17 protein-coding genes are annotated in these 14,467 nt (G+C 52.0%); 3 read left to right on the forward strand and 14 right to left on the reverse strand.

Annotation, left to right across the window (positions count from 1 at the left end; genetic code table 11):
* Window positions 1-18: 18 nt before the first annotated feature.
* Window positions 19-228 carry a transcription antiterminator/RNA stability regulator CspE gene (cspE, locus tag I6L74_RS14070; RefSeq protein WP_000034826.1) on the forward strand — a complete coding sequence of 70 codons (210 nt, stop codon included), beginning with the start codon at window positions 19-21 and terminating at the stop codon, window positions 226-228.
* 219 nt (window positions 229-447) lie between these two features.
* Here cspE and crcB read toward each other — a convergent pair whose 3' ends face one another.
* A complete protein-coding gene (crcB, locus tag I6L74_RS14075) occupies window positions 448-831 on the reverse strand; it encodes a fluoride efflux transporter CrcB (protein WP_059178666.1) in 384 nt (127 codons plus the stop codon).
* A 65-nt stretch (window positions 832-896) separates the two neighbouring features.
* On the opposite strand from crcB, the gene I6L74_RS14080 reads away from it, so the two are divergent.
* Window positions 897-1,685 carry a deaminated glutathione amidase gene (locus I6L74_RS14080; RefSeq protein ID WP_059178665.1) on the forward strand — a complete coding sequence of 263 codons (789 nt, stop codon included), beginning with the start codon at window positions 897-899 and terminating at the stop codon, window positions 1,683-1,685.
* 127 nt (window positions 1,686-1,812) lie between these two features.
* Window positions 1,813-2,016, forward strand: a complete 204-nt coding sequence (gene tatE, locus I6L74_RS14085) for a twin-arginine translocase subunit TatE (protein ID WP_059178664.1) — start codon at window positions 1,813-1,815, stop codon at window positions 2,014-2,016.
* A gap of 81 nt (window positions 2,017-2,097) precedes the next feature.
* Here tatE and lipA read toward each other — a convergent pair whose 3' ends face one another.
* The 13 genes from lipA to lptE all read right to left on the reverse strand — a co-directional run bounded on the left by lipA (window position 2,098) and on the right by lptE (window position 14,465).
* Window positions 2,098-3,063: a lipoyl synthase gene (gene lipA / locus I6L74_RS14090; protein ID WP_012016563.1), complete on the reverse strand. Its 966-nt coding sequence runs from the start codon at window positions 3,061-3,063 to the stop codon at window positions 2,098-2,100.
* Window positions 3,064-3,266: 203 nt separating this feature from the next.
* Window positions 3,267-4,220 (reverse strand): YbeF family transcriptional regulator, encoded by a 954-nt coding sequence (locus I6L74_RS14095; protein WP_059178663.1) that lies wholly within the window; start codon window positions 4,218-4,220, stop codon window positions 3,267-3,269.
* Window positions 4,221-4,520: 300 nt separating this feature from the next.
* Window positions 4,521-5,162, reverse strand: coding sequence for a lipoyl(octanoyl) transferase LipB (gene lipB / locus I6L74_RS14100; protein ID WP_059178662.1), 642 nt, complete (start codon window positions 5,160-5,162; stop codon window positions 4,521-4,523).
* Between the two features lie 94 nt (window positions 5,163-5,256).
* Window positions 5,257-5,520 (reverse strand): DUF493 family protein YbeD, encoded by a 264-nt coding sequence (ybeD, locus tag I6L74_RS14105; RefSeq protein ID WP_012016566.1) that lies wholly within the window; start codon window positions 5,518-5,520, stop codon window positions 5,257-5,259.
* 105 nt (window positions 5,521-5,625) lie between these two features.
* Entirely contained in the window at window positions 5,626-6,837 is a 1,212-nt protein-coding gene (gene dacA, locus I6L74_RS14110) for a D-alanyl-D-alanine carboxypeptidase DacA (protein ID WP_012016567.1), read from the reverse strand.
* Window positions 6,838-6,976: 139 nt separating this feature from the next.
* Complete coding sequence (gene rlpA / locus I6L74_RS14115; RefSeq protein ID WP_059178661.1) at window positions 6,977-8,092, reverse strand: endolytic peptidoglycan transglycosylase RlpA; 1,116 nt, start codon at window positions 8,090-8,092, stop codon at window positions 6,977-6,979.
* A 16-nt stretch (window positions 8,093-8,108) separates the two neighbouring features.
* Window positions 8,109-9,221, reverse strand: a complete 1,113-nt coding sequence (gene mrdB / locus I6L74_RS14120) for a peptidoglycan glycosyltransferase MrdB (protein WP_012016569.1) — start codon at window positions 9,219-9,221, stop codon at window positions 8,109-8,111.
* 2 nt (window positions 9,222-9,223) lie between these two features.
* Entirely contained in the window at window positions 9,224-11,125 is a 1,902-nt protein-coding gene (mrdA, locus tag I6L74_RS14125) for a peptidoglycan DD-transpeptidase MrdA (RefSeq protein WP_059178660.1), read from the reverse strand.
* Window positions 11,126-11,153: 28 nt separating this feature from the next.
* A complete protein-coding gene (gene rlmH, locus I6L74_RS14130) occupies window positions 11,154-11,621 on the reverse strand; it encodes a 23S rRNA (pseudouridine(1915)-N(3))-methyltransferase RlmH (protein ID WP_012016571.1) in 468 nt (155 codons plus the stop codon).
* A 3-nt stretch (window positions 11,622-11,624) separates the two neighbouring features.
* Window positions 11,625-11,942: a ribosome silencing factor gene (rsfS, locus tag I6L74_RS14135; protein WP_012016572.1), complete on the reverse strand. Its 318-nt coding sequence runs from the start codon at window positions 11,940-11,942 to the stop codon at window positions 11,625-11,627.
* A gap of 258 nt (window positions 11,943-12,200) precedes the next feature.
* Window positions 12,201-12,872, reverse strand: a complete 672-nt coding sequence (gene nadD, locus I6L74_RS14140) for a nicotinate-nucleotide adenylyltransferase (protein WP_059178659.1) — start codon at window positions 12,870-12,872, stop codon at window positions 12,201-12,203.
* Window positions 12,865-13,896, reverse strand: a complete 1,032-nt coding sequence (holA, locus tag I6L74_RS14145) for a DNA polymerase III subunit delta (protein ID WP_059178658.1) — start codon at window positions 13,894-13,896, stop codon at window positions 12,865-12,867. The genes nadD and holA overlap by 8 nt, the downstream gene beginning before the upstream one ends.
* Complete coding sequence (gene lptE, locus I6L74_RS14150) at window positions 13,896-14,465, reverse strand: LPS assembly lipoprotein LptE (RefSeq protein WP_059178657.1); 570 nt, start codon at window positions 14,463-14,465, stop codon at window positions 13,896-13,898. The genes holA and lptE overlap by 1 nt, the downstream gene beginning before the upstream one ends.
* Window positions 14,466-14,467 lie beyond the last annotated feature (2 nt).

Here is a 14,467-nt window from a genome sequence, read left to right on the forward strand (position 1 = left end):
CATGCAAAGGTAATTTTGATGTCTAAGATTAAAGGTAACGTTAAGTGGTTTAATGAATCCAAAGGATTCGGTTTCATTACTCCGGAAGATGGCAGCAAAGATGTGTTCGTTCACTTCTCTGCAATCCAGACTAATGGTTTCAAAACCCTGGCTGAAGGCCAGCGCGTTGAGTTCGAAATCACTAACGGTGCCAAAGGTCCTTCTGCTGCTAACGTAACTGCTCTGTAATTCAGACAGGTCAGCAAGAACTTCAAAACCCGCTCAATGAGCGGGTTTTTTTTGCGTGGAATCAGCTAAATAAATATAATCTAAGAAAACTGGCGACGATCGCTACGCTCAGTAATACCATTCCCGCGCTCATTAAATTCTCTTTCATGCCATCACCCTCAATCAGTATTGCGACAAGAGTGACAGAGAAAAATTAAGCCAACATTAACGCCAGGGTGTTTACTGCGCGCTTACGGCAGAAAATAACCAAAATGCGAGCGCGGTCATCGCGAACGATCCCAGCATATTGACGGCAATGTTACCCAGCGCCCAGTTTATGCGCCCATCCTGCAACAGAAAGACCACTTCGGCAGAAAAGGTTGAAAAGGTCGTCAGCCCTCCGCAGAATCCAGTGGTAACCAGCAGTTTCCACATCGGGTCAATGTGAGTCATTCGGTTAAACCATGCCAGCCCCATCCCAATGATAAAGGCACCTATCAGGTTCGCGGTAAGCGTCCCCAATGGAATGACCTGGTGCATAGGGTTAAAGCGCATGCTGAGAAACCATCGCGCAACGCTACCTGTGCCACCACCAATAAAAACCGCTAAAAGGAGTTGTAACACGCTCAAATCCTGCTATTTGATGTAGTAAGGGCCAAGTGTAGCGCTGATTAACGTTGGAGATAAATATGATTGTTGCTGTTGGACAGTTCGCTGTAACGGCTGACTGGCATGAAAATGCGCGTCTCTGTGTCGAATTGATGGCGCAATCGGCGAGACAGGGCGCTGCATTGCTGGTGCTGCCCGAAGCGCTTTTGGCGCGGGATGATAACGATCCTGACCTTTCCGTTAAGTCTGCGCAGCCGCTCGACGGCGGCTTTTTGACGCTTTTACTGGCAGAGAGTAAAAGTAACCGACTCACCACTATATTAACGGTCCACGTCCCGACGATTCAGGGCAGAGCCGAAAACACGCTTGTCGTTTTGCGTGAAGGGAAAATCATTGCGCACTATGCAAAACTCCATCTCTACGATGCGTTCAACGTTCAGGAATCCCGGCTGGTTGACCCCGGGAATCAAGTTCCGCCGCTGATTGAGATCGACGGCATCCGGTTTGGATTGATGACCTGCTACGATTTACGTTTCCCGGAGATGGCGCTGAGTCTTGCAATAGCTGGGGCCGACGCGCTGGTTCTGCCCGCAGCATGGGTGAAAGGCCCGCTTAAAGAGCATCATTGGGCAACATTGCTCACCGCGCGGGCGCTGGATACCACATGCTATGTGGTGGCGTCAGGCGAGTGCGGCAATAAAAATATCGGGCAAAGCCGTGTTGTCGATCCGCTCGGGGTGACTATCGCGGCGGCAGGTGAGTCGCCCGCGCTCCTGATGGCAGAGATTGACCGCGCGCGAATCGCGCTTGCCCGTCGACAATTACCGGTGCTACGCAACAGACGGTTTGCGCCACCGCAATTATTATGACGTTTTTTTCATCAGTGCTTGATTCACCTTGTTACAGATTGCTATTGTGTCCGCGCGTCGAATGTCCGTTAATAAGATCAGGTTTTTGGCGCTGTATGCAGCCTGTTTTCAGTGAAAGAAGGTATCTATGGGTGAGATTAGTATTACCAAACTGCTGGTGGTCGCGGCGCTGGTTGTTCTGCTGTTTGGTACCAAGAAGTTACGTACGCTGGGCGGAGACCTGGGTACGGCCATTAAAGGCTTCAAAAAAGCGATGAACGATGACGATGCTAATGCGAAGAAAACCGCAGAGGGCGACGTTACGGCTGAAAAGCTCTCGCATAAAGAGTAATGGCAATATCTTTCCAGGTGTTCGGAAAGAAAAAAACCGGCTTATAAGCCGGTTTTTTTATGGGTAAAGTGTAATAACGTGTTACTTCACTTCTTCGCCTTTCGCCTGCATATCTGCATGGTAAGATGAGCGAACAAACGGGCCGCAGGCTGCATGGGTAAAGCCCATCGCCATCGCTTCGGCTTTCATTTCATCAAACTCATCCGGGCTAACATAACGCTGTACCGGCAAGTGGTGGCGGCTTGGCTGCAGATACTGACCCAGGGTCAGCATGGTTACGCCATGGCGACGCAGATCGCGCATCACTTCAATAATTTCGGCATTGGTTTCGCCAAGACCCACCATCAGACCTGATTTAGTCGGGATATGCGGATGTGCTTCTTTAAAGCGCTCCAGAAGCTTCAGAGACCAGTTGTAGTCTGCACCCGGTCGCACTTGACGATAAACACGTGGAACGTTTTCCAGGTTGTGGTTAAACACATCTGGAGGCGTCGCGGTGAGGATCTCCAGCGCGCGATCCATACGACCACGGAAATCAGGGACCAGGGTTTCAATCTTGATGCTTGGGCTCTTCTCGCGAATGGCACTAATACAATCTGCAAAGTGCTGTGCGCCACCATCACGGAGATCGTCACGGTCAACGGAGGTAATCACCACGTAGCGAAGCGCCATGTCAGCAATGGTCTGAGCCAGCTTAAGCGGTTCGTTGGCGTCAGGTGCGACTGGACGACCATGAGCCACATCGCAGAACGGGCAGCGACGGGTGCAAATAGCCCCCAGAATCATAAAGGTGGCGGTACCGTGGTTGAAACATTCCGCAAGGTTAGGGCAAGAGGCTTCTTCACAGACAGAGTGAAGGCCGTTCTTACGCATCGCCGCTTTGATACCCTGAATGCGTGACGAGTCAGCCGGAAGTTTGATTTTCATCCATTCCGGTTTTCTTAACAGCGCTTCGCGCTCCGTAACCACGTTTTTAACCGGGATAAGGGCCATTTTATCGGCGTCGCGGTACTTAACACCGCGTTCCATCACAATGGGTTTACTCATAGCGTGCGTGTTCCAGTTGCGAAATCGAGGGAAAGCGTTTCAATTCAAGGGAATGTTGTATTTATCAACTATTTTTGAACGAACGACAGGCAGTATACCATTGATAAGGACGATAAAGCAGCCTGTGAGGTCGCCAAATTGTAAAATAGTTGTTGTTTTGTGCTTTTGCCCCTGTTGGGGCAGCACGTGTGTTGGGCTGATCCTCAAAATGCCTGGCGGACAATGTTGATAACATTTTCCAGCACCGGATCGCGAAGGCTGAGTTTGTTGTAATGCAGTGAGATCTCGATGGATTCCGCATTCAGGGGAGCGAAAGGTATTTGCTCAAGCGGCCAACAGTGACGCAGCAGATTGTACAGTCGCGCAGGCATAATTGTGATCAAATCACTGCTGCCAATCAGCGCGGCAATCGTGAACATATTGTAACTGCTAAAGTTAACCTGGCGATCGGGGAAGAGATCGTTAATACGCTGGCGAAGATGATTTAGATTGTGTCCCTCATTCATGAATAAAGCGTATTCATAGTCGCGCAAATTTTCCATTGTTGCGGTCTGGCTCAGAGCAGGATGATTTTTGCGGCACACCAGCAGTAGTCCATCGGCATAAAGGACGCTGTGCGCCAGGGCGCGCGAGCCGAAAGAGTTACTGTCGATGATCAGGTCTGTCTGGAACTGAGCAAGCTGAGTCTCGGTGTCATTAACCTGGATATTCCGCAGCAATAACTGCGGCGCTTCACGTTTCACTGCCTGATAAATCGTGGGTAAGACCAGCGCGCCTACCGAAGGGGAGGTGCCAATGGTAATGGTCCGTTGCTTGTCATAACTTCCGGTCAGATCCAGCGCACCGAGAATCGACTCTAGCCCCTGGCTAATGTACTCATGCAGGTGAGTGGCATACGCAGTAGGTGTGACTCCCTGGCCCTTACGAATAAAAAGGGGATCAGGAAAAATGGCTCGCAATTTTTGAATGGACTGACTAATTGCCGACGGGGTGAGATTAAGAATTTTCGCAGCATTAACGATACCCTTATGGACATATACTGCCTCAAAGATCGTTAATAAATTGAGGTCAATATTGCGTAAAGTCCGAAAAACTTGCGGCTTGTCTTGTCCACCAGGATCAATCAGTCGTTTAGCTGGTAAATTATTATAATCCACGCTGTCACTCCGTATTCATTCACAATATGAATGATAGTTGAATTTATATATTATGCTTACAGTGATTTTTTGAAGTGTTTTGTGGATTTCACTTTTCTATCAAAATCAATCAGTTGAGAAATTCCTGATCAAATGATGACCATTTATTCAGTAAATATTCATTTACTGAATAAAAAAAGATGAAATTAGTTCCACTCGCTCAAGCGCTTCGAAAATATAGAATCTGCGGATTATTGTAAAGCTGAAAAGCGGTAAATACGCGATGGCCTGCGAAATAAAGAGGCCATCATGTATAATATATTAAGCTGTAATATATTCGTGCGGGGGATTGTTTAGCAGTGCTAAAAGCTTAGTCACCAGGACTGGGCCAATAATACCCGGTGTGACGTTTTCTACCCACTGGTGCATTTGGGTCATTTCCATTCCGGCGTAACCGCAGGGATTGATGCGCAGGAAGGGGGAAAGATCCATGTTGATATTGAGCGCAAGCCCATGAAACGAACACCCTTTTCGGATGCGCAAACCCAGCGAGCAGATCTTCATCTCACCGACATACACCCCAGGCGCATCGGCACGTGGATGAGCGTCAATATCATACTCTGCCAATGTATCGACCACGGTTTGTTCCAGCAATGTGACCAATTCGCGGACACCCAGCTTTCGTCGCTTCAGATTCAGGAGAACGTACATCACCTGCTGACCAGGCCCGTGATAGGTCACTTGCCCGCCGCGGTCACTTTGGATAACAGGAATGTCACCTGGAACCAATACGTGCTCTGCTTTTCCAGCCTGGCCTTGCGTGAAAACGGGGGGATGCTCGACCAGCCAGATTTCGTCTGGCGTGAGGTCATCGCGAGAATCGGTGAAATCATGCATGGCCTGAGAGACTGGCTCATAGGGTTGCAGCCCAAGGTGGCGGACAAGAATTTTATCCTGATACAAAACAGCAACTCCGGGGATGTGGCAACAAAAGGGTGTGGGGAGTATATCACAGAGGGCAAAGTGGGTTACCCGGCAAAGCGGGTAACCACGGGGATTACAGCACCATACGAACGATATCGATATTACCCAACTCTTCGTACAGGGTCTCAACTTGCTCAATATGCGTAGCAGTGATGGTGATTGAGACGGAATGGTAGTTGCCTTTGCTGCTCGGTTTTACCGTCGGAGAGTAGTCACCTGGCGCATGGCGCTGTACCACTTCAACCACCTGGTCAACCAGCTCCGGCAATGCCTGACCCATTACTTTGTAAGTAAATGAGGTTGGGAATTCAAGCAGTTCGTTAAGTTTGGTTTTCATGTCAGCTCCGGCAGTACATCAAAAATAATAACTCCCACGACGGGTGGGAGTTATCTGGATACCTAGTATATGGGGATGGAAATCACACTTTCAAGTGTTCAATTATTAACCAAACCAGTGGTGGAACATCAATTTAATGTAATCAATGATTTTGCCGAAGAAATTGCCTTCAGGAATTTCGTCAAGCACAACCAGAGGGCGCTGATCGATGGTTTTTCCATCCAGCTGGAAGTTGATAGTGCCAACAACCTGGTTTTTCTTCAGTGGCGCATGCAGTTCACTGGTGTTGAGCACGTAGCTGGCTTTCAGGTCTTTCATACGGCCACGAGGGATCGTCAGGTACAGATCTTTATCAACACCCAGTGACGCACGGTCGTTGTCGCCAAACCACACGGGCTCTGAAGCAAACTCTTTACCGGCTTTCAGTGGGTTTACGGTTTCGAAGAAACGGAAGCCCCAGGTCAGCAGTTTTTTGCTTTCGGTTTCGCGCCCTTTAAAGGTTCGACCACCCATCACGGCGGAGATCAAACGCATCTGACCTTCGGTGGCAGACGCAACCAGGTTATAGCCGGCTTTGTCCGTATGGCCCGTTTTGATGCCATCAACCTTCAGGCTGTTATCCCACAGTAAGCCGTTGCGGTTGGTCTGACGGATGCCGTTAAAGGTAAATTCTTTTTCTTTATAGATGGTGTATTCGTTGGGAACGTCACGAATAAGTGCCTGACCAATCAGCGCCATGTCACGCGCAGAACTGTACTGACCTTCAGCGTCCAGTCCATGAACGGTCTGGAAGTGGCTGTTTTTCAGACCCAGCGCGGAAACGTAGCTGTTCATCAAGCCAACGAACGCATCCTGGCTGCCTGCCGCAAAATCGGCCATCGCAACACAGGCATCGTTACCCGATTGCAGGTTGATACCACGGATCAGCTGCGATACGGGAACCTGCATGCCTGGTTTCAGGAACATCAGGGAAGAGCCTTTGAACACCGGGTTACCGGTAGCCCATGCATCGTTGCCCACGGTGACCAGATCAGTCTCTTTGAACTTGCCCGCTTTCATGGCCTGACCGATGACATAGCTGGTCATCATCTTGGTGAGGCTAGCCGGGTCACGGCGCGAATCCGCGTTCATTTCCGCCAGCACTTTGCCAGAGTTGTAGTCGATCAGGATGTAAGATTCCGCGTCGATTTGCGGAACGCCAGGGATCATGGTCTTGATATTCAGGTCATCAGCGTGAGCAACTGACAGCGTTGCTGCGCAAAGGGCCGTGGTCAGCGCCATGCGCTGCAAAAAACGAGCGGAGAAAGTGGTCTTCATGGTCAGAACAACGACATCCGTGATGGAATTAAAAAAAGTGCCTTACTATAGCAAAAGCTATACAGGCAGGCATCCGACTTTCAGCACGAGTTTGTGAACGTTGGTTACACAAGCTGACAATTCGGATACCGCCGATTAATTAGTTTGCAACAGCGATAAACGACTGTAATTGCGCTTCGCTTTGCAGGCGTTGCTGTAACGCGCTGGCCTGTGACTTGCTGGCGAATGGGCCCATCTGGATACGCCAGACGGCGCCGTTCTGCACGACACGACCCGGAACGTCGAACTGTTGCGTCAGACGTTGTTGATACTGCTGCGCACGTGCCTGATCGCTCACCGCGCCGACCTGAACCACAAATCCACCTGCAGTAGATGCTGCGGCTGGGGCAGGGGTTGCCGTATTCTGTGCAGCGACCGGCGCCACGACGGGAGCTGGCTGCGCGGCAGGTGTCGCAACGACCGGTGCAGGCGTAGGTTCGCTGCCTTCCAGAACACCCGTCGCGAGCGTGGTCGGTGCACCCAGGAAACCGCTGCTGCTTACAGGGGCGCCAGTCGTATCGTCACTTTTCAGCGTATCGTTGCTGATCGCGCGTACGTCACCCTGAGGCTGCATTGGCTCGGGAGCAGAAGAAGCGCCGCCCATACCCCCGCTTAAATCCGGGCGTGAGGGCAGGGCATAAGTCTGTTTCGCGACGGTGGTACACACCGTGCCAGGGCCGGAGAGCGTCCCGTCCTGCGCGACAATAATAGGATCGATACGGACTTTGGTATTGTTCGAGGTATTAAGACGGTCAGCCGCCGCGCGCGACAGCGAAATCACGCGGTCAGTGCCGTACGGTCCGCGGTCATTAATACGCACCACAATCATACGACCGTTGGCAAGGTTCGTGACGCGCACGTAGCTTGGGATAGGTAAGGTCGCATGCGCCGCGGTGATTTGCATGGGATCAAACGCTTCACCCGATGCGGTCTGGTTACTGCCTGGCTCTGCGTCATAAATCGCCGCAAAACCGGCCTGGCTGAAACGGGACGGATCCTGAACGATTTTATACCGCTTGCCGTCGCGCTCGTAATCCTGATTGGCGGTCGCATTCAGCGGCTCGTATACCGGATCGGCACCGCTGATTTCAACCACCGGAGCGTTACAAACCGCAGGCTGCGGCGGCGCTATGGTCGCCTGCTGTTGACCATCATCACTTGAACAGGCAGCAAGTAAACTTGCCGCGATGCAGACACCCAGCCACTGCTTGCGCATTGCAATCCCCTTATTTTTATACGCTCTTGGACAACATTTTTCTGTGGGTATGGATAGACATGACTATCCCGAACCCAGCCATCAAGACGATCAGTGCCGAGCCTCCGTAGCTCACCAGCGGGAGCGGCACGCCAACGACGGGCAGAATTCCACTCACCATACCAATATTTACGAAGACATAAACGAACAGAATCAACATCAACCCGCCGGCCATGACGCGCCCAAATGTGGTTTGCGCATGTGCGGCAATCCACAGGCCACGCATAATCAGCAGGAGGTATAATCCCAGCAAAATCAAAATGCCTACCAGACCCAGCTCTTCTGCCAGAACGGCGAAGATAAAGTCCGTGTGACGCTCCGGCAAGAATTCAAGCTGCGACTGCGTACCGTGTAGCCAGCCTTTGCCCCGCAATCCACCTGAACCAATGGCAATCTTAGACTGAATAATATGATAGCCCGCGCCGAGCGGATCGGTTTCCGGATCGAGCAACATCATGACACGCTGTCGCTGATAATCGTGCATCAGGAAGAACCACAGTATCGGTATAAAGGCGGCGATCAACACCACCGCGATGCCGATCAATCGCCAGCTCAACCCGGATAAGAACAGGACAAACAGACCAGATAATGCGACGAGAATCGACGTCCCGAGGTCTGGCTGCGCGGCTACCAGGAGCGTTGGCAGGAAAATCAGCACCAGCGCGATAGCGGTATTTTTTAGCGATGGCGGGCAGACGTCACGGTTGATAAAGCGGGCCACCATCAGCGGTACGGCGATTTTGGCAATTTCAGAGGGCTGGAAACGCACAATCCCCAAATCCAGCCAGCGCTGTGCCCCTTTTGATATCGCCCCGAACGCATCGACGGCGATCAGCAAAATGATACAGACAAAGTATAGATAGGGGGCCCAGCCTTCGTAAACGCGCGGCGGAATTTGTGCCATCACCACCATGATCACCAGACCCATCGCGATCTGGCCGATTTTGCGTTCCATCATGCCGATATCCTGACCGCTGGCACTCCAGATAACCAGGGCGCTGTACGTCAGCAATGCCAGTAGGATCAGTAACATCGCCGGGTCGATGTGGATTTTGTCCCACAGCGATTTTCTGTTCGGATTATCCGTCATGATTATTGGTCCTCCGCAGCAGTGGCGGCTGGGGTTTCAGCAGGTAGCTCGGTGTTGTTATCGCCCAGCATAATGTGGTCGAGGATTTGGCGCATGATTGTCCCGACAGCCGGGCCAGCACCACCGTTCTCGAGAATCATCGCTACCGCAACCTGCGGATTATCATAAGGTGCAAATGCCGTCATGAGCTTATGGTCACGCAGGCGTTCAGCAATTTTATGCGCGTTATACGTTTCGTTCGCCTTCAGGCCAAAGACCTGCGCGGTACCCGATTTCGCCGCCACTTTATACGGTGCGCCTGCAAAGTATTTATGTGCGGTGCCGTTCGGACGATTCGCTACGCCATACATGCCGTCTTTGGCAATTTCCCAGAAGCCGGAATGAATATCGCCCACCGGGGCTTCATGCGGTTGCGACCACGGCACTTGCTTCCCGTCTTCGATGGTGCTCATCAGCAGGTGCGGCACTTTTACCACGCCATCGTTAATGAGGATCATCATTGCTTTACTCATCTGAATCGGCGTAGCGGTCCAGTAACCCTGGCCGATGCCAACCGGAATGGTGTCGCCTTGATACCACGGTTTTTTAAAGCGTTTGAGCTTCCACTCACGCGTCGGCATGTTCCCTGAGCGCTCTTCCGACAGGTCAATACCGGTGTAATGACCGTAACCAAATTTGCTCATCCACGCAGAGAGGCGATCAATACCCAAATCATAAGCTACCTGGTAGAAGAAGGTATCCGCCGACTCTTCCAGAGATTTGGTGATATTGAGGTGACCGTGGCCCCATTTTTTCCAGTCGCGATAACGTTTTTCGGAGCCAGGCAGCTGCCACCAGCCAGGGTCAAACAGGCTGGTATTGCGGTTGATCACGCCTGCACTCAACGCCGAGACGGCGACGTAAGGCTTAACGGTGGACGCTGGCGGGTAGACGCCTTGTGTTGCACGGTTAATCAGTGGGGTATTTGGATCGTTCAGCAAGCCGGAGTATTCTTTGCTTGAGATGCCATCAACAAACAGATTGGGATCGTAGCTTGGCATAGAAACCAGAGCCAGAATCCCCCCGCTGCGCGGGTCGGTCACGACCACGGCGGCTCGACTGCCGGCCAGTAGCGTTTCAATATATTGCTGAAGCTTGAGATCGAGCGTCAGGTAGACGTCATGGCCTGCTTGCGGAGGCACTTCTTTGAGCTGACGGATAACGCGACCGCGGTTATTGACTTCAACCTCTTCATAGCCCGTCTGGCCGTGCAACACGTCTTCATAATAGCGTTCGATACCGAGCTTGCCGATATCGTGGGTTGCAGCGTAGTTTGCCAGCTTGCCGTCTTTATCGAGGCGCTCAACGTCTTTATCGTTAATCTTAGAAACGTAGCCAATGACGTGCGTCAGCGCCGAGCCGTAAGGATAATAGCGGCGCTTATAACCTTTAACCTCAACTCCCGGGAAGCGATACTGGTTCACCGCAAAGCGGGCAACCTGAACTTCCGTCAAATTGGTTTTGACCGGAATAGAGGTAAAACGGTGGGAACGTGCACGCTCTTTCTTGAAGGCCGCGATATCGTCATCGGTAAGATCGACTACGCCTTTCAGCGCATCCAGCGCGTCCTGCACATTATCCACTTTCTCCGGCATCATCTCGATTTGGTAGATGGTACGGTTTAACGCCAGCGGCGTGCCGTTGCGGTCGTAGATAATGCCGCGGCTAGGCGCGATAGGCACCAGCTTGATACGGTTTTCGTTGGAACGCGTTTGATAGTCGGTAAAGCGGACGATTTGCAGATTATAGAGGTTGGCGATCAGCACGCCAGTCAGCAGCAAAATCCCGATAAAGGCGACCAAAGCCCGGCGCACAAACAGCGCGGACTCAGCCGAATAGTCGCGAAAAGAATTCTGTAGTTTCATCCGCTGCTTAATTTGCCCTGGTCAATCATTACTCACGGTGATAAGGGTGGTTGGTAGTAATGCTCCACGCGCGGTAAAGGCTTTCCGCTACCAACACCCGGACAAGCGGATGGGGTAACGTAAGCGCGGAGAGGGACCAACTTTGTTCTGCGGCCGCTTTACAGGCGGAGGATAATCCTTCTGGCCCGCCAATCAGCAGACTGACGTCGCGGCCATCCAGCTTCCAGCGCTCCAGCTCTTGCGCCAGTTGCGGCGTATCCCAGGGTTTGCCCGGGATATCAAGGGTCACGATGCGGTTCTTGCCAGCGGCAGCCAGCATCAACTCACCCTCTTTATCGAGAATACGCTTGATATCTGCGTTTTTGCCGCGTTTTCCTGCTGGTATCTCTACCAGTTCGAACGGCATGTCTTTAGGAAAACGACGCAGATATTCAGTAAAACCCGTCTGTACCCAATCTGGCATTTTTGTGCCGACGGCTACCAGTTGCAACTTCACGCATCAACCCCAGAGCTTTTCCAGTTCATACAGACGACGGCTTTCGTCCTGCATGACATGGACAATCACATCGCCGAGGTCAACGACAACCCAGTCAGCAATGGCTTCGCCTTCCACACCCAGCGGCATAAGCCCTGCAGCGCGAGATTCCTGAACAACGTGGTCAGCAATAGAGGCAACGTGGCGAGTGGAAGTACCGGTGCAAATAATCATGCAGTCGGTGATACTGGAACGACCGTGAACGTCGATAGCGATGATGTCCTGACCTTTCAGGTCATCAATTTTGTCTATAACAAAATCCTGGAGTTCTTTACCCTGCAAGTTTTCCCCCTGGGTGAATGAAGTTGAGCAATGAGTGAGTAGCCTGGCAGTATACCTGAACTGACGGCTGTGTCGGGACAAATGTCACCAGACGGAATTTTTAAGGTGGGTATCATCCCATCCTCTGCCTGACAATGCATCGCCATTATTGTAAAACAATTTCTGTAAAGCTATGACTGGCAGAAGTCAGGCTGCGGAGGATATCAGCCTGGAAGGGGCTGTCAATGGCACGGCGTCGAATTAGCCGATTTTTCGCGCTTAGTCTGATGCATCTGTGCTTTTCTGATACAAACCTTGCTGGCGGATGTAGTCAAGCACGGAGGTGGGCAGCAGTTCATCGCAGGGTTGTGCGTTTTGCAACCGTTCACGTATCAACGTAGCAGAGATATCAAACCATGGCGTTTCGGCCAGATAAATTTTACCGGCAGGCAAAGTATGCAAATCTTCCACATTGTGCGTCAGATGCGCTTCAAGCCATGCCTGATACTGCTCGTCTTTCATCGTGAGGGGATAGCCTGGACGGCGGCAAACGATGAGATGGCTGTTTTGCAGAATCGTTTCATACTGATGCCAGGTCGGGAAGTTCAGCAATGAATCCTGACCGATGATGAATCCTAATGGCCGGGTGGGGCCTTGTTCCGCGCGCCACTCCATCAGAGTTTGCGAAGTGTAAGACGGCATATCCCGGCGCAGTTCCCGCTCGTCTAACTGAAAAAGGGGCTTATCTGCGATGGCCAGTTCCAGCATGTGTTTACGCTGTTCGCTTGTCGCTTCCGGCTGAGGACGGTGCGGCGGAACATTATTGGGCATGATAATAACGCGCTGCAGGCCAATCAGATTCGCCAGTATTTCAACCGGTTTCAAATGACCATAATGGACAGGATCGAATGTACCGCCAAAAAGTGCCTGTAAAGAGTTCATCTCAACCATCAATAAACACGTCTGCCAGCGCCTTATGACACAGCAGCAGCGAGAGGCTTTCCAGTTCGGCCCAAACCGACTGACCATAATCCTGCTTCAGCGTTAGCTCCGCACGGGTTAGAAGCTGTACTGCCTGACGGAGCTGCTCGTGGCTCAACCGGTTGACCGCTTCGGTGGTCATCGCCCGACGGTTTTGCCAGACACGGTGCTTATCAAAAAGCGCGCGTAATGGGGTGTTGGCCGACTGGCGTTTTAAGGTGTTAAGCAGTAACAACTCACGCTGGAGAGTGCGCAGCAAAATAACCGGTTCGCTTCCTTCCAGGCGCAGCTGCTGCAAAATGTGCAATGCGCGTTTACTTTTCGCCGCCAGCAGAGCATCGACCCAATGGAACGGGGTAAAGTGCGCGGCGTCGTTAACCGCTTGTTCAACACGGGGCAAGGTCAGTTTGCCATCTGGCCACAGCAACGACAGCCGATCCAGCGCTTGCGCGAGTGCCAGCAAGTTTCCCTCATAGCAATAACACAGCAGCTGATTAGCGGCGTCATCCAGCTGGAGATTCAGTTGTTTCGCCCGGACTGCAACCCATTTTGGCAGTTGCGCCTGTTCAGGCGTCTGGCATGTGACCTGAACGGAATGGGTTGCCAACTGGGTAAACCAGGCGGCATTTTCCTGTGCTTTGGTGAGCTTATTACCACGAACAATCAGGAGTAAATCAGCGTGCAGCAGACTCACCAGCGTTGCGAGCTGCTCGTTAATGGCCGCATTAGGACCATTTTCCGGTAGCTGAATCAGGAGCGTCTGGCGGGATGCAAAAAGGCTCATCGCCTGGCAAAGCGAAAAGATCGTCTGCCAGTCGGTGCTGTTATCAAGCTGGAAAGTATGGTGTTCGTCAAAGCCCTGTGAAGCAGCAGCCTGACGCACAGCATCCTGACTTTCCTGGAGCAAAAGCGGATCGTTTCCGAGTAACAGATACGCCGCGCGCAGCCCTTCGTTGAGCTGCGCGCGGAGTTGTTCAGGATACAACCGTAGCATTAGTTACCCAGCGTTCCGGTAACTTGCGGCGTGGTATCCAGTGGAACGGCGTGTTCCGTATCGGTGTCTTTTGACGCGACCTGGATGCTCGGCAGTTTGCGGATTAGCTGTTCCGCAGCCTTGTCGTACATTTCATTGATAATGATCTGCTGCTCGGCGTCTTTTGCCAGCGCAGTTTGTGGGTTATCAAAGAACGAACGATAGACCTTGGTGCTGATCGGGTAAATGTCGCGACCCGGGATCAGCACGGCAGCACTCACCGACATCACCATCTGATATTCCGCTGTACGGCCATCCTGGAAGATGGACGCGGTATCTTTGCTCAGTGAAGAGCTTAATACGCGGAATGATGGAATATCCTGGCGCAGCGTTCCTTTCTCGATAAGCTCAACGCCATTAAGACGCAGCTGGTTACGAATCGCACGGCTCAGCGGACCATTTGGGTCCCCCGAATCGAAGATCATCGTTTTCATTTGTTCAGGCACTGCAGTAGTGTTACGCAGATGCCAGCCACAACCTGCGGTGACAAGCACCGTCAGGGATAAGAGTAATGTTGCCAGTTGTCGCACGT

The organism is Lelliottia amnigena (genome assembly GCF_019047465.1).
Taxonomy (GTDB): Bacteria; Pseudomonadota; Gammaproteobacteria; order Enterobacterales; family Enterobacteriaceae; genus Enterobacter; species Enterobacter amnigenus.